We start from the raw sequence: 20533 nt of genomic DNA, 5'->3' as shown, positions 1-20533 counted from the left end.
GTTGGCCTCAAGCAATGAGTGGAGCGGCGACGGCCTTCAAGGCATCGCGCGCCGCCTTCGGATCAAGCCGGATCTGCAGCCCGCGCTGGCCGCCATTGATGAACACATGCTGCTCGTCGAGCGCGGTGATCTCGATTGCTGTAGGCACCAGCTTCTTCTGCCCGAACGGGCTGATGCCGCCAACATGATACCCCGTCGCCCGCTCCGCATCGGCAGGCTTCATCATGTTCGCCGACTTGCCGCCGAAGGCAGATGCGAGCTTCTTCATCGAAACCTCGCGATCCGATGGCACGACGACACAGACCGCCTTGCCGTCCACTTCCGCCATCAACGTCTTCAGCACCCGCCGCGGCTCCTCGCCGATCGCCTCCGCCGCCGCCATGCCGATCCGGTCGGCATTCGGGTCGTAGTCATAGGCAACGGTGACAAAGGCGACGCCCGCCTTTTCAAGCGTCTGGGTGGCACGGGTGGTTTTGGACATGGGAAATCACTGGTTGGATTGTGAGTGGGCGCGATCCAGCTTGTCGAGGATGTCGAGGCCCTTTTGCCTGTCCCCCTTGGCGGCACGCATGCGAAAACGGGTTTCAAGATCAAACTCGGCGAGTGCTCTCGCAGAGAATTCTTCGAAAAGCTTGTTGATGCTGGTACCGCGCGCAGCGGCAAGCGCCTTGAGGCGTTCGTGCTGATCGGAGGGGAGCCTGATCGTCAATGTACTCATCTTCCAGTTCTCCAGTTCAGAAATTCACCGGCGGTGAAGATCTTGAGTTTCGGAAACGCAAGCTCGGCCTGGTTGAAGTCACGTTTGTTGGCCGTAATTATCGTTTCTGCGCCGCCGCCGATTGCCAGTTCCACGATGTGATTGTCGGCTTCGTCGCGGAGATTGGGTCGCCAGAGAAAATAGATAGGCACCCACCGACAGCATGCGAAAAAAGCCTGAAGCAGCTCGAGGCGATCGTCTGGAGAGATCGGCGCTCTTGCAAAAAGGTTTTCTCGACCGCAGACATCCTCATATTCCGAGAAAAGTGCATTCCCCATCAACGCCGTGATCTCGTCGTGCAGGCAAAGGCGGATCACCTGTCTTGGAGCGCCCTCGGTGTTCAAGATGGCGGAAACAAAGATGTTCGTATCAATGACAACCTTCATGAAGTGATAGCATATATGCTGTCGCATGGACGTCAATGTATCAGCCCAGTTCCGCGTCATAAATCTCCGGCTTGAAGCCGACAATCAGTTTGCCGTCGGCTTCCAGCACCGGCCGTTTGATCATCGAAGGCTGGGCGAGCATCAGGTCGATCGCCTTGTCGCGCGTCAGACCGGCCTTGTCGGCCTCGTCGAGCTTCTTGAAGGTGGTGCCGGCACGGTTCAGCACGATTTCCCAGCCGGCGCGGTCGGCCCAGGTGTCGAGATGCCCCCGGTCGATGCCCTGGGCCTTATAGTCGTGGAAGGCGTAGGCGATGCCTTTCCGGTCCAGCCAGTCGCGCGCCTTCTTCATCGTGTCGCAGTTCTTGATGCCGTAGATCGTGATCGTCATCGGATACCCCTTGGTTACCAAGACCGTTACCAAGTCGCCCGTCATCCATGCAAGCGGTGGCGATGGTTAATGAGCGATATGTGACAGTTGCATGGCTCCCCTGCTGCGTTGTGCATTGCACAAAAATGGGTCAGCCCCCATATTTTAGCAGAACAAAGAAGGAGAGTTTCTCATGTCCGTAAAGAGCAAGACCCGTGGCAGCGCCTTTGGCCGCGCCTTCGCAGTCGTCAGCGCCGCCATCGCCGTTTCCGCAGCCGTTGAAAACCGCCGTCGCCCGTCGAGCCGCGACCTTACCACGCTCGGCATCGACCCGCAGGCATTCGACCGTCTCGGCTAATCTAAAAGGCTGGTCTCAGCCTAAAGTATAGTGCCGTGCGAATTGCGCGCGGCAACTGTCTGTTAACCATGATTACCATATCATCCTCTAATATTCCTGAGGAGGTGAATGGTGGGAACGGTCGGGCAGGTTGTTTTGCAAAATGAACTGTCGGGGCCTGAAACCATCGACGGCGAAATGTTGAAGCGCTCGGTCGAGCGGTTGGCGCATGAGGCATCTGCGCTCGGTTTGCACCTTGTCGATATCGCTGGCGCCATCCAGGAAACCGCTGGCCAGTCATCTGCCCATGCAGCACTTCTGGGTCGTCTGACCCAATCCGCCCAATCGATCGCCGATGCCAATGGCGCCGTGGCGCATTCCCTGCACGAAACCGACAAGTTGACGGCAAGCGCCCGCAAGGTGCTTGGCGAACAGGCTGAAACACTGTCGGGCTCCGTCGTTGCGATCGATAACATGGTCGATGCCTCACGCGAGATCGGCACCGAAATCCGCCAGTTTTCCACCGCACTCGGCGACGTGGCGCGGCTGGCCGATGCGATCGGCAATATCGCCCGCCAGACCAATCTCCTGGCGCTCAACGCTGCGATCGAGGCTGCCCGTGCCGGTGATGCCGGCAAGGGTTTTGCCGTCGTCGCGGCCGAGGTGCGGGCCCTGTCGCTCCAGACCTCCCAGACCACAAGCTCCATCCAGGCGACGCTCGACCAGTTGAACGGCCGCATCGACCGGCTCGTTACGGCCGGTGAGGGGGCAACGCAGTCTGCCGAGGACGTCAAGACGACCGCGCTCAAGGTGCAGGGCTCGTTCAAGAGCGTTGAGGGCGTCATGACGCAAATCCTCGACAACGCTTCTTCGCTGGTCGGCACAACGGAAGCCGTCGATCGCCAATGCGGCGAATTTGCCTCTTCGATTGCCACTGCCGCCGGTGCGATCCTCAAATCCAACGAACAATTGCAGCAGACGTCATCGCGCGTCGGCGAGGTCGTGACGATCTCCGAACGGATGGTCCAGGCGACCGCCAGCGCTGGCATCGAAACGCCGGACAGCCCGTTCATTCGTCAGGTGATGGCGCTTGCGGCCGATGTTTCCGCCGCCTTCGAAGCGGGAGTAAAGTCCGGCCGTATCGACATTGGCTCCTTGTTCGACCGGAATTATGCGGCCGTTTCCGGCTCCGATCCGGTTCAATACATGACCCGCTTCACCGAATTTACCGATGCGGTGCTGCCGTCGATCCAGGAGCGGGCGGCCGGGAGCGACGAGCGCATCACCTTCTGCGCCGCAGTGGACGAGAACGGTTACCTGCCCACGCACAATCGCAAATTCTCGCAGCCGCAGCGTCCGGGCGACAGCGTCTGGAACACCGCAAACTGCCGCAACCGGCGCATCTTCAACGACCGAGTCGGCTTGGCCGCTGGCCGCAGCAAGGAACCGTTCCTGTTGCAGACCTATCGACGCGACATGGGCGGCGGCCAGTTTGTGCTGATGAAGGACATTTCCGCGCCGATCACGGTCGACGGCCGCCATTGGGGCGGCCTGCGGCTTGCGATCAAGGTGTGAGCTGAAGCTTCACGCCGCGTAGGCGGCGTCCAGCTCGGCGATATCGATCTTCTTCATCCGCATCATCGCCTCCATGACCCGGCCGGCACGTGCGATATCGCCGCACATCAGCATTCCGGACAGCCTGGCATAGTTTACCTGCCAAACGAGACCGAACCGGTCCGTCAGCCAGCCGCAGGGCTGCGGCTGTCCGCCTTCGACCAGCTTGTCATAATAGCGGTCGATCTCATCCTGCGTTTCGCAGTGGATAAGGAAGGAAACCGCGCCGTTGAACGTCGCCCAAGGTCCGCCGTTGATCGCCGCAAAACGCTGGCCTTCCAGTTCGAAACCCATCGCCATGACCTGCCCCTTCGGCCCCGGACCGGCGTCGCCATAACGGGCAACATCGGTGATCTTCGAATCCTCGAATACCGAGACGTAGAAGTTGACGGCTTCCTCCGCATTGTTGTCAAACCAGAGATGCGGGACGATCTTGTGCTGCTGGATGGCCATTTCTCTCTCCTCTGGATGGCGACCGCACCGAGGACGCTGCAAAAACAGCGGATCCGACAGGTGCGGACAAAATTTCTGAAATCAGACCTTTAGCCGAAGCTGTTCGGGCGGCGATGGAAAGGGTGGGGCATCCGGATCGAAGCTCCACCGCCCGAATTCCTCGTGGCGCGTTTCACCGTAATGGCTGTAGACCAGCATGAATTCGCCGGCGATCCACGCGTAATTGCGCGTGATTGGCAGGGTTTCTATCCGCCCGCAGCCATAGATCAGGGTGACGTGCGGCGTCGCATCCGCCACCTGGAAATTCGGCAGATTGTGACGGTTCAGGGCTCGGCGCAGAACCTTTGAGAACTGCGTCACAGGAAGGTTTCCCTGGGCGGGATACAGCGCAAGATGCTTCTTTCCGCCGAACAGACCGCTGCTGTCGAGCGTGATGGGCAAAGGCCTTGCGTGAATGCTGGCAGCAACCATGCACGTCTTTTCGATCAGCTTTCGCGGCGGCTCGTCGAATCCTTCCATGCACAGCAAAGTCATATGCAGGAGATGGGCGGGGTAGGCGTCCTTCCGGCTGTTCTGGTTGGCCGCGTGCAGCACCGCATCGCTGTGCATGGCAAGACTTACCGGTGCGGACGGCTTCAGTACGATCATCAGCTTGCTGGTGGGAGATCGAAGCCGACCAGGCAGGGGCGGAGGCCAGCCTTCGTCAAAGGGTAGCGAAGGCTGGCCTGTATTCTTTCGCAAGCTCATCCTGCTACCGTCATAGTAATTCGGCCTTCATGCCGTTGGTTGAAATCTAGCGGGATCGGCCGCATCTGTAAAGAACGAAAAGAGAACGTATGGGATTGTGGTTAATTGAAAGTTCAGGCAAGAATCGGGTTGAAGGCATGCGTGCAAAGCACGATCTTGAAGCTCAAGTGAAATGCGGAGGTAAGATCATGACGACGCATCGATACACCGTCTTCGAAACCAATGGCGGCTTCTGCGCCATCGCCTGGAACGAGGTGGGCATCACCCGTTTTCAGCTGCCAACGAGCGGCGAAGCCTCGACCGAAAAGCTGATGCTGCGCCGCGTGCCGGAGGCCAAGCGCGGTACCCCGCCGGCGCACGTGCAGGACACGATTGCCGAGGTAAAGCGCTATTTCGCTGGCGAGACGATCGATTTTTCCAGCGTAAAGCTCGATCTGGAAGGCCAGGACGAATTCTTCCGGGATATCTATGTCGCCGCCCGTAGGGTAGGCTGGGGGCGCACCACGACCTATGGCACGCTCGCCAAGGAACTCGGCAAAGGCCCGGAAGCCGCCCGCGATGTTGGCCAGGCTATGGCGAAGAACCCGGTGGCCCTGATCATCCCCTGTCACCGCGTCCTTGCCGCCGGGGGAAAGCTTGGCGGTTTTTCAGCTCCGGGCGGCTCCAATTCCAAGGCGCGTATGCTGGAGCTTGAGGGCGTCAATCTCGCTCCGCCGGAGCCGGTGCAGCAATCGCTGGGTTTCTGACGCTCAGTGCGTCAGAAGCTTGTAGGCGATATAAGCGACGATCAGCACGGCTGCACCGATCATGGCGATCTGGCCGAGCCGCTTTTCGATGAAATGGCGGATGTCCTCGCCATAACGGCGCAGCAGCCACGCGAGCAGGAAGAAGCGCGCGCCGCGGGTGATGATCGCTGACACGACGAAGAAGCCGAGATTGATCTTGGCAACGCCGGACAGGATGGTCACCACCTTGATCGGCGGCAGATGCGCAAAGCCGGACGTCACCAGCAGCAGCGCCACGGTCTCATCGGTAATCCCGGCCTTCAGCTCGTTGAACGTATCGAGCTTGCCCCAGAACTGCAGGATCGGTTCGGCAATGGCGTCAAAGGCGAAATAACCGATCCCCCAGCCGGCAATGCCGCCGAGCACGGAAAATATCGTGGCGATCAGCGCATACCGAAACGCCCGTTCCGGCTTGGCCAAGGCCATCGGCAGAAACAGCACATCGGCCGGCACGAGAAACACGGAGCTTTCGACAAAGGCGATAACCGCCAGCCAGACGGCCGCGGACTTGCGGGCGCTGAGCGCCATCGTCCAGTCATAAAGTCTGCGGAGCATGAGTTCAGGCGTCCTGTACGGAATGGTGACCGGCAGCGTGGGCTGCCTTTATGAGTTTGCGATCAAAAGTGACGAACGTCTCGCAATGCCGCGCCTTGAGGAGATGCAGCGCGTCGGCAAAATCCATGCCTTGGGCGAAAAGGTCAAGCGCTTCGGCAACGATATCTTCGTCTTCGATCGTAACGGTCGGCATGCCGGCAAAGGTCAGAAATGTCTTCATGATCTCTTCGCGATTGAAGCGATAGATACTGCGCAGGACCCATTCCGCTTCGAGAGCGACCGTGATCGAAACAAACACGTTCTGCTCATTGATGATCTGGCGATATCGAGACGTTTGTGCCGGATTGTCATCGACTACGTAACGGATGACGATGTTGGTATCGATCGCAATCATTCGTCACGCGCGATACCGCGCAGAAATTCGCGACCAACAGATTCCAGCGCCGCTGCATCCATCTCTTCGATGGTCTTGGGCTCGCCGGTGTATTTCAGCATGCCGAAAGCCGATCCCTGCGCCGTGGGCGGGAAGGCGGGCGCCCGCTTCAGCAGAACCCCTTCCGGCGTCTCTTCAACGGTCAGCTTCATACCGGCATTCCACTCGCGACGATCACGAATCGCTTTGGGCAGGATGACTTGCCCCTTGGTGGAAATTGTCGTTGTGATCGTGTCAGCCATTTTAGAGCCTCGAAGTAAGACGGAGGTAAGATAACGCTCTCTCCTCCTGTCTTCAAGACAAATGGCTCATTCCCACTCGATCGTGCCCGGCGGCTTGCTGGTCACGTCATACACGACGCGGTTGATGCCGCGGACTTCGTTGATGATGCGGGTGGCGGCGCGGCCGAGGAAGTTCATGTCGTAGGGATAGAAATCCGCCGTCATGCCGTCGACCGAGGTGACGGCGCGCAGGGCGCAGACGAAGTCGTATGTGCGGTAATCGCCCATGACACCGACGGTCTGCACCGGCAGGAGCACGGCGAAAGCCTGCCAGATTGTGTCGTAGAGGCCGGCCTTGCGAATTTCGTCGAGGTAGATCGCATCCGCCTTGCGCAGGATATCGAGCTTTTCGCGCGTCACGCCGCCAGGGCAGCGGATGGCGAGGCCCGGACCCGGGAAGGGGTGACGGCCGATGAAGCTTTCCGGCAGGCCGAGTTCGCGGCCGAGCGCGCGGACTTCGTCCTTGAAGAGTTCGCGCAGCGGCTCGACCAGCTGCATGTTCATCCGCTCGGGCAGGCCGCCGACATTGTGGTGGCTCTTGATGGTGACCGAAGGACCGCCGGAGAAGGAGACGCTTTCGATCACGTCCGGATAAAGCGTGCCCTGCGCCAGGAATTTCGGGGCGCCCTTGCCATCGGCAGCGATCTTGGCGGCTTCCGCCTCGAACACCTCGATGAACAGCCGGCCGATCTTCTTGCGCTTCACTTCCGGATCCGTGACGCCCTCGAGCTGGCCGAGGAAGAGGTCGGAGGCATCGACGGCCACGAGCGGGATATTGTAATGGTCACGGAACATGCTGACGACCTGCTCGGTCTCGCCCATCCGCATCAGGCCGTGATCGACATAGATGCAAGTCAGCTGATCGCCGATCGCCTCATGGATCAGCACGGCCGCAACGGAGCTATCGACGCCGCCGGAAAGGCCGCAGATGACGCGCTCGGAGCCCACCTGTTCCTTGATCTTGCGGATCATTTCGGCGCGGTAGGCGGACATTGTCCAGTCCGACTTCAGCCCGACGATCTTGTGGACGAAGTTGGAGAGCAGCTTGGCGCCATCCGGTGTATGAACCACTTCCGGGTGGAACATGGTCGAATAATAGTGGCGGCTCTCGTCGGCGGCGATCGCAAACGGCGCGTTCTCGGAGGTCGCGATGACTTCGAAACCGTCCGGCAGCTGCGTGACGCGGTCGCCATGGCTCATCCAGACCGGATAACGGCCGCCGACTTCCCAGAAACCGTCGAACAGCGGGCTGGCCTTTTTGATCTCGACATCGGCGCGGCCGAATTCCGCGGCGTGACCACCCTCGACGACACCGCCGAGCTGGGTCGCCAGCGTCTGCTGGCCGTAGCAGATGCCGAGGATCGGCACATTGTGCTCGAACACGACCTGCGGCGCGCGCGGGCTGCCTTCCGTGGTCACCGAAGCCGGTCCGCCGGAGAAGATGACGCCCTTGGGCTGGAGTTTCTCGAACGCGGCTTCCGCGTTCTGGAAGGGGTGGATTTCGCAGTAGACGCCGGATTCGCGAATGCGACGCGCGATCAGCTGCGTCACCTGGCTGCCGAAATCGATGATGAGAATGCTGTCGGGATGAGCTGTCTGGGTCATGGCGAGCCTTTAAAGAAATCTCCCCATTCTGGCAACCGGGATTCCGCCGGAAATCAGTCTGTCATAGCTGGATTGCACCATCCTCAAGGCCCTCGAAAAGCCCGTCGACGGCATCTGCCAGCTTCTTGTCGATCACGTGCAGGTATTCGGTCCAGTCGCCGACATGTTTCAGCTCTTCCTTGCCGTCGGAAATGCCGCGCAGGCCGACCAGGGACAAGCCGAAGAACTGGCAGCAACGCAGCACCGCAAAGGTCTCCATATCCACCATGTCGGCGGCGATCAGATCGTAGGCGGCGCCGGAGACGATATTGCCGCCGGTGGAAAGCGAGGCTTCGCGAATGCCGGGAATGCGGATCGGCAGCGGCATGATGGCCGGATGGTCGAGGAAGGGCGTACGGCCTTTTTCGAAACCGAGCGGCGAGGCATCCATGTCGCGATAGGCAACGGAAGTTGCCTGATAGATTTCAGCCTGTTCGAGATTTCGCGAGCCGGCCGAGCCGAGCGAGACGACGAGATGCGGCAGTTCGCCGGTGGCTTCCAGGCGGCTCAGCGCATGAGACAGCACGACGGCGGCTTCGACCGGGCCGACGCCGGTCATCAGTGGCTTGATGCGGGATTTCAGCGCCGGTCCATATTCCGCATCGACGGCCATGACGAACAGAATCGACTTGCTGCCGACAAGCGCCGGTTCGCCCATGAGAAGCGCCTGATGCGGCAGCGCATTGATAGTCATCCGGTCACGTCCTCTCGTCCGCGGATCACCATTATGGTGCCGGTCATGGAAGCGATAAGCTTGGCGGGACCATCACCGATCGCGTAGCCGCGTCCGTCGGCGACGATGATGGTGGAGCCCGGCTTGGTGATCTCGCCGCGAAACAGAAACCGTTCTCCGCGGCCCGGCGACATCAGGTTCACCTTGAACTCGATGGTGAGAATGGAAACGTCCGGCTCGATCACGGTATAGGCGGCATATGTACAGGCTGTGTCGAGCGCGGCGGAAATCACGCCGGCATGCAGGAAACCGTGCTGTTGGGTGAGTTTCGGATCGAAGGGCAGTTCGATTTCCACCATCGCCTGTTCGACGCTTGTCAGTTCCGCGCCGAGCATGCCCATGGCGCCCTGGCGCCCGAAGCTCCGGCGTACGCGCTCGCGGAAATCGCCTACATCTCTCCCGTTCATGTCCTGTCCCTTTCGCAGGTGCGAAATTGGCACGGGCAATTGTGTTCCGCAAGCGGCCGACAGACGTGATTAATTGGGGATGTGATTAATTCAGGAGGACGATGGAGAGATTGAGCAGGGCGGCAAAGGCAACCCAGGCGGCATAGACGATGAAAAATATCGCCGATGTCCGGTCAGGCTGCCAGCTCTCGCGAATGAAGGCAAGGATGGCAACCAGCAGCAGCGCGATGATGACGAGGCCGAGAAGCGGGCTGTGCAATCCGAAGAACGCAGGCGTCCAGACGAAATTCAGCAGCATCTGGGCGTACCAGATTTTCATTCGCCGCGAATTGCGGTCGGCGATAAGCGTCTGGGCGCCGGCGATGGCGATGAAAAAGTAGAGCGTCATCCAGACCGGCACGAAGATGATGCCCGGCGGATTGAAGGATGGCTTGTTCAGCGCGGCATACCAGCCGTCAGGCTCGTTGAAAATGCCGATGAGCCCGCCGATCATGACGACGCCAACAATGAAGGTCTGGTGGACGCGAAATTTCTGCATGTCGGCAAAGATAGCGCGACCGATCTATTCGAAAAGATCAGCCAAGCCGAACGATATGCTGGTCCCAGGCGACCTTGCTGCGGGTATGGTTGAACTGTCCGTCATAGGAGGAAACGGCGATACCATGCGCGGCGGGCGCGACACCGGCCGCCTCGCGAACAGTGTCTTCCTTCAAGACCGCACCGGTTCTGGCATCGAGCGTTACCGCAGCTCCACTGACAGGCGAGGTGAGGCCGACAAGTCCTTCGCGGCGGTTGACGGCGATGGCGCCGACATAATTGCCGAGCCGGATCGTCGTTTCGTCGGGCAGCGAGACGAAGGAAAGGTCCTCGCCTTTTTCGAACCATCCGGCGAGCGGCGGCAGCGCATTGCGCGCACCTTCCCACTGGCAGGCAAACCAGATGCGGCCATTCTCGGCGATATCCAGATGCCGGGTGGAAAGCTGGCTGAGCGAAGAGGGCAGGCCGTGCCGCTGGATCAGCGCCCCGGTCCTGGCATCGAGCAGCACCAATGACGGTTCCATACGGTCGGTATTCAGCTTGGTGCGGCCGAAATCCGGATGGGTTTCGATGCCGCCATTGGCGATCACCAGCAGCTTGCCGTCGTCCGAAACCGTCATGTCATGGGTGCCGATGCCATGCGCATCGAACTCGCCGATCCGCCGGAATTTCTGGCGGGCATCATAGATGCCGATCATGCCGCGATTGCCGTCGAAGTCGTTCTCGCTGGCATAGAGCAAATTGCCGTCCGGCGAAAAATGCCCATGACCATAGAAATGTCGACCCTCCGGCGAAGTGATGACGATCGGCTCGGCCTTGCGCGAGGGATCGAAGATCATCGCAAACGTGCCCGGCCGGCGGGCGAATGCGACGGCGCGGCCGGTGGCGGCGCTATAGGCCATGCCGTGCGCTCGGGCCGGTAGGGTTACGCGGTCGATGATCTCGCCGCGTTCGGAGACGGTAGCGATGCCGAACGAACCGTCCGGGGCGCGAAAACCCGAGGCATAGACCGCATCGGCGCGTTCCAGCGCCATCAGCGAGCGCGGGGCAAGGGCGGCGGTGAAACCGATCCCCGCCGCCTTCAGGAAACCGCGCCGGTCGATGACCTCGCCGCGCCACATAATTTAGTCACCGTCCGCGAAGGAAAAGCCCGAAGAAAGGCCGATTGCGCCGCCGTAACCATCGTTGAGCTTTGAGATGACGCTCTTGCTGTCTGCCAGCATCGTATCAAGCTTCTTGCGCTCGCCCACATTCTCGACAGCCTTTTCGAGGTCCGGCGTGATCTTCGCGGTCAGCTCGATCAGCGACTTCAGTTGCGCCTGCGTGGCTGCGACAACCGGACGGTCCTTTTCCTGCAGCAGTTCGACCATGCCGGATTTTTCGAGCAGCGTGGAAAGCCCTTCGAGATTGCCGCGAACGCTGGCCCAGGTGTTTTCAGAACGCCAGAACAGCGCCTGTTTCGGGAATTTCACCTTGTCGGCACCCTTGTAGAAGGTCTCGATCCGCTGGTCGCGCACCGCTTCGGCACCATGCACCAGAATGCCGAGCAGCGCGGTGATCGCCTCGCCGCCATTGCGGAAGGCCGGATTGTCGGCTCCAGGTCGCTCCCAGGTCTTGCTGATGCCGTCCGGCGCATCCCAGATGTCGGAAATCTCCTTCGCCACATTGGCGATATTGCCGGCGACGGCCGCGCCGTAACGGCAGCGATAACTGTTCTTCGCCTTCAGCAATTCTTCCGAACCGGTACCGGCTAGCACATATTCCAGCGCGCCGAACCCCTGCATCGCGACGCTCTTGGTGCCGAGAGCTGCGGGGTCGGTCGCCGTCTCATCCGCCTTGGAGAGCACGGCCTGAACCTGTTTGAGGCCGGTGCTTTTGCGGTCGGGATAGAACAGGATGCGCTCGAACCGGTTCTGCTCGATGATCGGCCCGACGCGGACGATTTCGATATGCGCCCAGCTGACGGCCGCATCGCGGAAGGCGCTTTTGGCCGCGTCGTAATTCGCCTTGGACGGTGTCTCGCAAAGCGCCTTCATCGCACCGGTCATCTTTTCCGAAGACGCCTGGAATGCGTCGTAACCCGGCCGGATGAAGCCATCCACCGCCGCCGTCATCACCTTGGTCACCGCCGCCTCCGGCAGGTTGACCGAAGGTGCCGCGTCCGCCTCCTGCGCAAGTGCGCTAAGGGGTGCTGCGAGCGGCAGCAGCGAAATCAGTCCGGCGGCGAAAATCTTGCGCATCAGGTGGCTCCTCAAAGGGATTCCAGGAATTTGATCAGGTCTTGGCGGTCCTGCTTGTTCAGGGCGGCGAAGGCGTCGCGGGCCTTCGCGGCTTCCCCGCCGTGCCAGAGAATGGCTTCGGTCAGATTGCGCGCCCGCCCGTCATGCAGGAAGAACGTATGGCCGTTGACGGTCTTGGTGAGGCCGATGCCCCAGAGCGGCTGGGTGCGCCACTCCGCTCCGGTCGCCACACCCACCTGCTGACCGTCGGCCAGGCCTTCGCCCATGTCATGCAGCAGGAAGTCCGAATAGGGCCAGATCAGCTGGAAGGCATGCGCCTTGTTGCCGGCATCGCGGCGGGTAACGAATTTCGGCGTGTGGCAATCGCTGCAGCCGGCCTTGTAGAACAATTCCTTGCCCTTCAGCACCGTCTTGTCGCCGATGTCGCGACGGGCCGGCACGGCGAGGTTTTCGGAATAGAAGGTGACGAGCGGCAAGACAGGATCCGGCGCCTCGACGGGGCCGAGCCGCTGTTGCACACCGGTCGGCATGGCAAGGCAGGCGGCTTGCGCCTTGGTGCAGTCGCCATGATCGAACGGGTCGTCCGGCGTCGAAATGCCCATGTCGCCGGCAAAGGCCGACGAGGTCTGGTCGCGGATCGAGGCATTCTGCGCCTTGAAACCGAACCGGCCGAGCTTCAGCTCGCCGCTCTTGTGGTCGCGCACCATCGAGGGCTTGCCGGAAATCCCGTCGCCGTCCTTGTCGTCGGGATCGGCCTTGGCGAGAATGTCACTTTCGTGGATCGCCTGGATCAGCCCCATGCCGATCATCGGTGGAGCAATACGTGGTGAGAGCGTCACGTCGCCTTCGATCGGGCCGTAACCGAGATCGGTGACCGAATAGCTCGGCTTGCGCAGCTTGACGACTTCGCCACCGGCCAGCGTCACCGGCGTTTCCGTGTAGGAAATCTTCATCCGGCCTTCGGATTTCAGGCCCGGTACGGCGAGATCCTGCAGCTGTTCGCCATAGACCGCATCGGGAAAATTGAGCTTGCGGAAATCCGAGATCGCCTCGCGCTCCTGATCGGTGCGTGCCGGACGGGCAAGCCGGAGGAACATCGATGTCGCGTCCGCGCCGCCTTCCGGCGGATGGCCGCGGCCGTCCTTCAGGTGGCAGCTCTGGCAGGCGCGCGCATTAAAGATCGGACCGAGACCGTCGGAGGCCTGCGTGGAGGACGGGGCGGAGACCCAGAGCTTCGTAAACAGCGCGTTTCCGAGCTTGAAGGTGCCTTCCTCCTCGAAGGTGATATTGGCGGAAAAATGCGAGAACGCATCGCCGTTGACATCGGCCCGCGTCGTCGCGGCACCGCCTGCCATCAGCTCGAACTGTTCCGGCTTGGAGAAATCCGTGGTCGGCCTGGTAACGGTTTCGACCCGCTTCTGGTCCTTTGTATTGAGGTCCGTGCGAATGGTCGGAAAAGCGATGTCGCCGCCGGTGGCGATCAGCGGAGCGAGAAAAAGAGCGCCCGATAGAACCGGCAGCAAAAAGATCAGGGTCTTGGACGCTCTCATCGGTATCCGGGCCGCAAGCTCTTCGCCGCGGCCCGCCTTTTCAGTTCTTATTTGAAGACGGCGTCAGGATTATCGAGGCTGTCGGAACCTTCAAGCTCTACTTTGCCCAGCTTGAGCGAAGCAATGACGCGCTCGACGGACTTGCTCTGGTCGATCAGGCCATCGATTGCCTTCTGGACCACCGCATTGCCTTCGGTATTGCCTTCGCCGATCATCTGGTCATAGGCCTCGACCTTCTTGCCGCGATCAGCCATGGCGTTCATGGCAGTCAGCGTCGCGTCGAGCTTGGTCTTCATCTCGGTATCGAGCGCGGCATCCTTGGCGGCGACGAGCTCGGAGAGTGACGGGCCGGTCATCTTGGTGCCGTCGACACGGGTATATTCACCCGTATAGGCGGACTTGATGCCGATCGCGTCGTTGAGATGCGAGTTGTAGGTATTGTCCGAGAAGCAATCGTGCTCTTCTTCCGGATCGTGCAGCAGCAGGCCGAGCTTCATGCGCTCGCCGGCCAGTTCGCCATAGGAAAGCGAGCCCATGCCGGTCAGAATGGCGGTGAGGCCCTTCTTCGGATTGGCCTGAACGTTCTTCGCAGCCTTGCCCTTCGGAGCCCAGGCGACGACCATGTCCTTCAGGTCGGAAACCAGAAGAGCGGATGCCGCCTTCAGATATTCGCCGCGGCGGTCGCAATTGCCATTGGTGCAATTGGCCGTGTCGTAATCGGTATAGGCGCGCTTGCCTGCACCCGGGCCGGTGCCGTTCAGGTCCTGGCCCCAGAGCAGGAATTCAATCGCGTGGTAACCGGTCGCGACGTTCGCCTCGATCTCGCCGGCCTCGTTGAGGCCGCGCAGGGTCTTGGCGTTGAACTTGGCAAGGTTCATGGTCTTGCCGTTGACCTTGATCTTCTTGTTGGCAATCACGTTTGCCGTATAGAGCGCATTTTCGTCGCTCTCGGTGCCGTAGGAGGCGTCGACATAGTCGATCAGGCCTTCATCCAGCGGCCAGGCATTCACCTTGCCTTCCCAATCGTCGACGATCGGGTTGCCGAAACGGTAGACTTCCGTCTGCTGGTAGGGAACGCGGGCGGCAAGCCAGGCATCCCTGGCGGCCTGCAGCGCTTCGGCGCTCGGCTTTGCGATCAGGGCGTCGACGGCCTTTTCGAGCGCCTGGGCGGTCGTCAGCGAATCTTCGTATTTGGCATGCGCCAGTTCGGCATAATGCTTCAGCACGGCAGCATTCGACGTGGCAGCCCGAGCCTCTGTCACGGCGAAAGCCGCGGAGGCGGCAAACAGCGCCAGGGCGGCGCCGAGAACGGTCTTGCGGATCATAATCCCTCTCCTTCGGCGGCACGGATCATCGCCGGCCACCCCGAGGGTTCTTCGCGCAAATGGAAACTGGTGTCAAACAATCTAGTTTAGAACGGTTTGAAAGTAGAGCGGGACATTCTTCTTCTGCAACCGAAGCTCAAACTTTGCGTTGCATGCGGCAGAAAAAGAATCCGTCCGTATCGGTACTTGCGGGGGTCAGCGTCACGGTCAGCGCATCTTTCGAGCGAGGTGCGGGCGCATCCTTGCCGAAGATTTTCTCCCAATTGCCGGCAGCGGGCGCAATCGAGAACTCCGGATTGTCGGCGCAGAAGCGCTGGACCTGCGCGTCGTTCTCTTCCGGAAGAATGGAGCAGGTGACGTAAAGCAACGCGCCACCGGGTTTTACGAAGGCGGAGGCTTCGGAAAGCGCTTCCTGCTGCTGGGCAATGCGTTCGTCGAGGTTCTTCTGGGTCAGCCGCCACTTGGTATCCGGCCGGCGGCGCCAGGTGCCGGTGCCGGTGCAGGGCGCATCGACCAGTACGGCGTCGAGCTTGTTCTTCAGCTGGTTCAGCTGGCGCGGATCGTCATGCACCTGCACATTGCGGGTGCCGGCGCGGCGCAGCCGTTCGATGATCGGTGCCAGCCGCTTGCGGTCGGCGTCATAGGCATGCACCTGACCCTTGTTGTTCATGGCAGCCGACATGGCGAGCGTCTTGCCGCCACCGCCGGCGCAATAATCCAGCACCTGGTCGTGTTCGCCGGGCTGCACCAGATCTGCGACGATCTGTGAACCCTCGTCCTGAACTTCGAACCAGCCTTTCTGGAACGAAAGCTCGGCTGTGACGTTGGGCAGGCGGGACGCTCCTTCGCCGGCGGCAATCCGGATGCCGTTGCGGGCGATGCGCGAAGCCTTGGCGCCCGAACGTTCCAGCGCCTTGACCACCTTGTCGCGGCCGGCCTTCAGGGTGTTGGCGCGCAGATCGAGGGTCGGGCGATCGGCCAGCGCCTTAGCCTCAGACAGCCAGTCCTCGCCGAAATTGGCTTCGAAGGACGGCTGGATCCAGTCGGGAATGTCGGCCTGCACGTGGAGCGGCGCATCCTCGAGCTTGCGGGAGGCGAGTGCCGCGAGGTTTGCCTCGGTCAATGTCGGCGGCGCGAAACGGTCGTCCGTGAATTCGGCCTGCAGCGCCTCGGATGTGAAATCCCATTGGCGGATGAGAACGGCGTAGGCCAGTGCGACAGGACTGTCGTCATCCATCAGCCAGGCATGGCTGAGACGCATGCGAAGCGCGTCGTAGACGATATTGCCGATCGCGGCCCGGTCTCCGGAACCGGCGAACCGGTGTGCGAGGCCCCAATCCTTCAGGGCATCCGCGACAGGACGCTTGCGCGTCTCGATATCCGCCAGCACCTCTATGGCACCGGCCACTCGTCCGCCCAGTCGCATGTCACTCTCCGTTTCGGTTACACCCGTATGGGAGGCGTCGTATCCGCGATTGGGCATTTCGGCAAGAGCCAAGGAATTTCGAGATCCCCCGACCTGGTATCAGCCGTCGATATCCTTCAGGCCACGACCGGCAACCTTCTGGTCGGCAATCTTCGGGCTGCTGGCATCGACGACCTGATAACAGACCTGTGCGGTGCCGGAGGAAACCATGCCGATATCGGCTGCGGCCGCCTTGGAAACGTCAAGCACCCGGCCGCGGACGAAAGGACCGCGATCGTTGATGCGCACGATGACGCTTTTGCCATTGCGCTTGTTGGTCACGAGCACCTTGGTGCCGAATGGCAGCGTCTTGTGAGCCGCCGTCAGAAGCGATGCGTTCATCCGTTCACCGGATGCGGTCTTGGAGCCCAGGGCATACCAGGATGCGTGTCCACATCCGGCAGCATTAGCCTGCGCGGCGCCAAGCATTGCAAAAATAGCAATTGAGGCCGCGGCGAAAGTCGAGCGTCGAATTGTTGTCAAGTCGGTCGTCCCCGTTCGTTTTGTCCCTGCACGTTGCGTGCAATGGGGCTAAGCGGGGTGAAAAGTGGCGGAAAAGTGGGCTTTGTCATCACGGAACGTTACAGTCTGTAACATTCGTGATTAGATTGCGAGCGATCTTTTTAAGAAGCCAGCTAAGGTTATTCGGAAGAAAACATTTAAAAACAGTCGGAAAGCGGAATGGCATTCCGCTTTGAATCCTCGCTGGCCTGCGATCACGAAAATTGACGAAAAAAATTTATCGCGAGACGGCATTCGGTGCCTTATTCGGACAAATTTTGTGATGCGCTGCCGCATATCTTAAGAAAGAATAACTTTAAGAGTGCCGAAAGTAGGAATTTTCACCTGTTTCAATGTGGGAGAATTATCCTCTCCAGCGCTCTTCAGACCACAATTCGGCAAGCGACATGCGGTAATTCGGGAAGCGGAATCGGAAGCCCGCAGCCACGATTTTGGCATTCGAAACGCGCTTGTTGGCACTGTAGAATGAGCGCGCCATCGGGGTCATGTCGGCGGTATCGAAATCCAGTTCCGCTGGCGGCTCGACACCCATCAGGCGGGCGGCTTCGACGATGACATCCTGCGGCGAACCGGGCTCGTCGTCGGTCACATTATATATGCCGCCCATGCGGCGGGTACCGAGAAAGAGCGCCGCCCCACCGATGTCCTCGACACGGATGCGGTTGAAGACCTGGTCTCTCTTTATGATACGGCGCGCGGTGCCGCGGGCAAGGTTGACGAAGGCATTGCGGCCAGGACCGTAAATGCCCGAGAGGCGCAATGCCGCCACCGGCACGCCTGCCGCTTCCGCCTCGATTGCCCAGGCGTCTTCCGTATCCACTCGCTCGATCGACCGGCCGAGGATCGGGCTGCCGGGCGTTTCTTCCGTCACCCACCCGCCGCCGTGATCGCCGTAAACGCCGACGGTGGAGAGGTAGCCGATCCATTCGAGCTTGGGGCAGAGGATTTTGAGCCGGCCGGCAATGAGTTTGAGGAGTGGGTCGCCTTCTCGGGTCTCGGAGCGCGGAGCCCCCTCATCCGCCCTTCGGGCACCTTCTCCCCCAGGGGAGAAGGGAAGTGCCGCACCGTCGCCGTTCCTCTTGTCCGTTTTGGAAGATGAGGAGGCCGTAAGCTCGCTATTTCCTCCTCTCCCCTCGGGGAGAGGGTGGCCGAGCGTAGCGGAGGCCGGGTGAGGGGGCTGCGCGCTCTTCAGCTTCATTGGAGGGATAGATTGAACGAGGTGCGTTACTTCCCGAAGTTCAGCCGCCAGCTCCTCACCAAACTCACTCCCATCAAAGACGAACCCCGTGATCCCGCGGGCCTCAAGCTCCGCGACCTTCTCAGCCGTCCTCGCTGTGCCCGAAACCCGCGCACCTTCGGCCCTGAAACATCCCGCGATCGCCTGACCGGAATAACCGCAACCGAAGATCATCACGCGCATCAGGCCACTCCTGCCAGCTTCCATTCCTCTTGCACCTCCGGATCGTCTTCCACGGCCCGCCCTTGGGCAAACCCCGCGAAATCCGCCTCCGGCATCAGGCGCTTCAATGCCCATATAGCCATGCCGCGCACCGTGGGGGAGGGGTCTTGGGCAAGTTCCTGCGCCCGCGTTATGAAGCTTGTATCGCCGGAATTGCCGGCGGCGATCAGCACGTTGCGGATAAACCGGTCGCGGCCGATGCGTTTCACCGGCGAGCCGCTGAAAAAAGTTCGGAAAGTCGGGTCGTCCAATGTCAGCAGGAAGGCGGTCGACGGCTCCTTCAAGTCCTCGCGCGCTTTCAGCTTCATCTCGGAGGCGCTTGCCGCGAACTTGTTCCACGGACAGGCGGCAAGGCAATCGTCGCAGCCATAGATGCGGTTGCCGATCAGCGGCCGGAATTCCGGATTGATCGATCCTTTATGTTCTATCGTCAGATAGGAAATGCAGCGCCGCGCATCGAGCCGGTAGGGCGTGGGAAAGGCGGCTGTCGGGCAGGCATCGAGACAGGCGCGGCAGGAGCCGCAATGATCGCGCTCGCGCTCATCTATAACAAGGTCCGCAGTCGTGAACATGCTGCCGAGGAAAAGCCAGGAGCCATGCGTGCGGCTGACGAGATTGGTGTGCTTGCCCTGCCAGCCGAGCCCGGCGGCCTCCGCTAGCGGCTTTTCCATTACGGGGGCCGTATCGACGAAGACTTTCACATCCTCGCCGGCCCGCGCCGCAAACCGCGTCGCGATCTCTTTCAGCCGGCCCTTGATAATATCGTGATAGTCGCGATTGCGCGCATAGACGGAAATCGCCGCCTTGTCCGGTTTGTCGAGAATGCCGCGCGGGTCTTCCTCCGGCCCGTAGTTGAGGCCGAATAGCACGATCGAGCGCACCTGATCCCACAGGACCTTCGGATCGCCGCGACGCTCGCGCGTCTCTTCCATCCAGTCCATCGTGCCGTGATGACCGTCCCCGAGGAAGATTTCCAACCGTTCCGGCGCACGCGGAATGCTGTCGGGACCGGTGATGCGACAGAGATCGAACCCCTGCGCCGCCGCTTCGTCGCGAATGAACGCTGTCAGCTTCTCCCGCCGTAGCCGAACTTTTTCGTCGCGGCGGTCCGCCTCAGAAATCGAGGTCCGCATAATGGGATACCGGGGTGAGGCCGCGAACGCGCTCGGCGAGCAGGGGCCGGAAAGAGGGGCGGGATTTCAGCCGCTGATACCAGTCCTTGACGATCGGCGATTCCGTCCAGTCGATCTCGCCGAGATAGTCGAGCACCGAGATGGAGGCGGCCGCGGCAAGGTCCGCATAGCTCATGCGGTCGCCGGCCAGCCACTCGCGCGAACCGGCAAGCCAGGTCAGATATTTCATATGCTGGCGGATATTGGCGCGCGAGGTGCGCAGCACCTTGCTGTCTGGTGCACCGCCGCCCTGGGCGGTGCTCATCTGCAGCTTGTAGATCCGCTCACGAGTGAGGGGCCGCGTGACGTCCTGCTCCATCTTCTGCAGGAACCATTCGGTCAGGCGGCGGATTTCCGCGCGCTGCCATGGGTCTTCCGCCAGAAGCCGCCGGTCGCGCTTCAGCACGCCATGGGTCTCGTCAAGAAATTCCATGAGCACGGAAGGGCCACAAAGCACTCTCATGTTGTCGTCGACATAGACCGGAAGCGTGCCGGCCGGGTTCAGCGTCAGGAATTCCCGGCGCTTTTCCCAGGGCTGCTCTTCTGCAAGGTCCGCCTGAAAGCCATATTCGGCCAGGATCAGCCGGACGAAGCGCGAGGCCGAAGACATGGAGTGATGATAGAGAGTGGGCATGGATACTTGAACTTCACGAATATCATTTAGGAAGGGTTTGGCTGCTTCGGGCGCCCGCCTGACATATGGCAGCTATATGGATTTGGTAGGGCCAAGACAAGCAACGGCTCATAAACTGCTTAAAACTGCC

Annotated in this window: 24 protein-coding genes and 1 pseudogene; 3 read left to right on the top strand and 22 right to left on the bottom strand. The window is 60.8% G+C overall.

Translation table 11 applies throughout. The features are described 5' to 3' along the window. Nucleotides 1-7 precede the first annotated feature (7 nt). Genes ybaK through KX729_RS18505 form a run of 4 tightly spaced genes read right to left on the bottom strand, consistent with a single transcriptional unit; the run spans nt 8 to nt 1531 of the window. The gene (gene ybaK, locus KX729_RS18520) at nt 8-481 is read right to left on the bottom strand and encodes a Cys-tRNA(Pro) deacylase (protein WP_219743960.1); all 474 of its coding nucleotides are present in this window, start codon (nt 479-481) and stop codon (nt 8-10) included. Nucleotides 482-487: 6 nt separating this feature from the next. Beyond that, complete coding sequence (locus KX729_RS18515; protein ID WP_219743959.1) at nt 488-718, bottom strand: ribbon-helix-helix protein, CopG family; 231 nt, start codon at nt 716-718, stop codon at nt 488-490. Continuing rightward, complete coding sequence (locus tag KX729_RS18510) at nt 715-1143, bottom strand: putative toxin-antitoxin system toxin component, PIN family (RefSeq protein WP_219743958.1); 429 nt, start codon at nt 1141-1143, stop codon at nt 715-717. Before KX729_RS18510 ends, KX729_RS18515 begins: the two co-directional genes overlap by 4 nt. A gap of 40 nt (nt 1144-1183) precedes the next feature. Continuing rightward, a complete protein-coding gene (locus KX729_RS18505) occupies nt 1184-1531 on the bottom strand; it encodes an ArsC family reductase (RefSeq protein ID WP_219743957.1) in 348 nt (115 codons plus the stop codon). A gap of 172 nt (nt 1532-1703) precedes the next feature. On the opposite strand from KX729_RS18505, the gene KX729_RS18500 reads away from it, so the two are divergent. Next, the gene (locus tag KX729_RS18500; protein ID WP_219743956.1) at nt 1704-1868 is read left to right on the top strand and encodes a hypothetical protein; all 165 of its coding nucleotides are present in this window, start codon (nt 1704-1706) and stop codon (nt 1866-1868) included. Between the two features lie 177 nt (nt 1869-2045). Further along, nucleotides 2046-3422, top strand: coding sequence for a methyl-accepting chemotaxis protein (locus tag KX729_RS18495; protein WP_246617708.1), 1377 nt, complete (start codon nt 2046-2048; stop codon nt 3420-3422). 9 nt (nt 3423-3431) lie between these two features. Here KX729_RS18495 and KX729_RS18490 read toward each other — a convergent pair whose 3' ends face one another. Further along, complete coding sequence (locus KX729_RS18490) at nt 3432-3914, bottom strand: VOC family protein (RefSeq protein ID WP_029755630.1); 483 nt, start codon at nt 3912-3914, stop codon at nt 3432-3434. An 81-nt stretch (nt 3915-3995) separates the two neighbouring features. Next, nucleotides 3996-4523: a 2'-5' RNA ligase family protein gene (locus KX729_RS18485; RefSeq protein WP_219743954.1), complete on the bottom strand. Its 528-nt coding sequence runs from the start codon at nt 4521-4523 to the stop codon at nt 3996-3998. A 326-nt stretch (nt 4524-4849) separates the two neighbouring features. Between KX729_RS18485 and KX729_RS18480 the strand changes: the two genes are divergently transcribed. Next, on the top strand, nt 4850-5407 hold the full coding sequence (locus KX729_RS18480) for a methylated-DNA--[protein]-cysteine S-methyltransferase (RefSeq protein WP_219743953.1): 558 nt from the start codon (nt 4850-4852) through the stop codon (nt 5405-5407). A 3-nt stretch (nt 5408-5410) separates the two neighbouring features. On the opposite strand, the gene KX729_RS18475 is transcribed toward KX729_RS18480, so the two are convergent. The 16 genes and pseudogenes from KX729_RS18475 to KX729_RS18400 all read right to left on the bottom strand — a co-directional run bounded on the left by KX729_RS18475 (nt 5411) and on the right by KX729_RS18400 (nt 20403). Next, the gene (locus KX729_RS18475; protein WP_219743952.1) at nt 5411-6001 is read right to left on the bottom strand and encodes a YqaA family protein; all 591 of its coding nucleotides are present in this window, start codon (nt 5999-6001) and stop codon (nt 5411-5413) included. Nucleotides 6002-6005: 4 nt separating this feature from the next. Further along, a complete protein-coding gene (locus KX729_RS18470) occupies nt 6006-6395 on the bottom strand; it encodes a type II toxin-antitoxin system VapC family toxin (protein WP_219743951.1) in 390 nt (129 codons plus the stop codon). Continuing rightward, nucleotides 6392-6676 carry an AbrB/MazE/SpoVT family DNA-binding domain-containing protein gene (locus KX729_RS18465; RefSeq protein WP_219743950.1) on the bottom strand — a complete coding sequence of 95 codons (285 nt, stop codon included), beginning with the start codon at nt 6674-6676 and terminating at the stop codon, nt 6392-6394. Before KX729_RS18465 ends, KX729_RS18470 begins: the two co-directional genes overlap by 4 nt. Before the next feature lie 66 nt (nt 6677-6742). Beyond that, entirely contained in the window at nt 6743-8320 is a 1578-nt protein-coding gene (gene guaA, locus KX729_RS18460; RefSeq protein WP_219743949.1) for a glutamine-hydrolyzing GMP synthase, read from the bottom strand. A gap of 61 nt (nt 8321-8381) precedes the next feature. Next, nucleotides 8382-9017 carry a 5'-methylthioadenosine/S-adenosylhomocysteine nucleosidase gene (locus KX729_RS18455; RefSeq protein WP_219744257.1) on the bottom strand — a complete coding sequence of 212 codons (636 nt, stop codon included), beginning with the start codon at nt 9015-9017 and terminating at the stop codon, nt 8382-8384. Between the two features lie 32 nt (nt 9018-9049). Beyond that, entirely contained in the window at nt 9050-9499 is a 450-nt protein-coding gene (locus KX729_RS18450; RefSeq protein WP_219743948.1) for a PaaI family thioesterase, read from the bottom strand. 85 nt (nt 9500-9584) lie between these two features. Beyond that, on the bottom strand, nt 9585-10037 hold the full coding sequence (locus tag KX729_RS18445) for a TspO/MBR family protein (protein WP_219743947.1): 453 nt from the start codon (nt 10035-10037) through the stop codon (nt 9585-9587). 37 nt (nt 10038-10074) lie between these two features. Continuing rightward, on the bottom strand, nt 10075-11157 hold the full coding sequence (locus KX729_RS18440; protein ID WP_219743946.1) for a DUF1513 domain-containing protein: 1083 nt from the start codon (nt 11155-11157) through the stop codon (nt 10075-10077). 3 nt (nt 11158-11160) lie between these two features. After that, entirely contained in the window at nt 11161-12276 is a 1116-nt protein-coding gene (locus KX729_RS18435; protein ID WP_219743945.1) for an imelysin family protein, read from the bottom strand. 11 nt (nt 12277-12287) lie between these two features. Beyond that, entirely contained in the window at nt 12288-13826 is a 1539-nt protein-coding gene (locus KX729_RS18430) for a di-heme oxidoreductase family protein (protein ID WP_219743944.1), read from the bottom strand. Nucleotides 13827-13873: 47 nt separating this feature from the next. Then, nucleotides 13874-15151 carry an imelysin family protein gene (locus KX729_RS18425; protein WP_219743943.1) on the bottom strand — a complete coding sequence of 426 codons (1278 nt, stop codon included), beginning with the start codon at nt 15149-15151 and terminating at the stop codon, nt 13874-13876. A gap of 136 nt (nt 15152-15287) precedes the next feature. After that, a complete protein-coding gene (locus tag KX729_RS18420; protein ID WP_219743942.1) occupies nt 15288-16577 on the bottom strand; it encodes an RsmB/NOP family class I SAM-dependent RNA methyltransferase in 1290 nt (429 codons plus the stop codon). A 162-nt stretch (nt 16578-16739) separates the two neighbouring features. Continuing rightward, a pseudogene (locus KX729_RS18415) lies at nt 16740-17099 on the bottom strand (septal ring lytic transglycosylase RlpA family protein); the annotation flags it as partial. A 382-nt stretch (nt 17100-17481) separates the two neighbouring features. Next, the gene (locus KX729_RS33560; protein ID WP_246617686.1) at nt 17482-18558 is read right to left on the bottom strand and encodes an SDR family oxidoreductase; all 1077 of its coding nucleotides are present in this window, start codon (nt 18556-18558) and stop codon (nt 17482-17484) included. Beyond that, a complete protein-coding gene (queG, locus tag KX729_RS18405) occupies nt 18558-19730 on the bottom strand; it encodes a tRNA epoxyqueuosine(34) reductase QueG (protein ID WP_219743941.1) in 1173 nt (390 codons plus the stop codon). Before queG ends, KX729_RS33560 begins: the two co-directional genes overlap by 1 nt. Then, complete coding sequence (locus KX729_RS18400; protein ID WP_025602660.1) at nt 19711-20403, bottom strand: glutathione S-transferase family protein; 693 nt, start codon at nt 20401-20403, stop codon at nt 19711-19713. Before KX729_RS18400 ends, queG begins: the two co-directional genes overlap by 20 nt. Between the last annotated feature and the right edge of the window lie 130 nt (nt 20404-20533).

The sequence above is a fragment of the Neorhizobium populisoli genome (assembly GCF_019430945.1).
Classification (GTDB): Bacteria; Pseudomonadota; Alphaproteobacteria; order Rhizobiales; family Rhizobiaceae; genus Neorhizobium; species Neorhizobium populisoli.
This window is presented reverse-complemented; position numbering and strand designations above follow the sequence as displayed.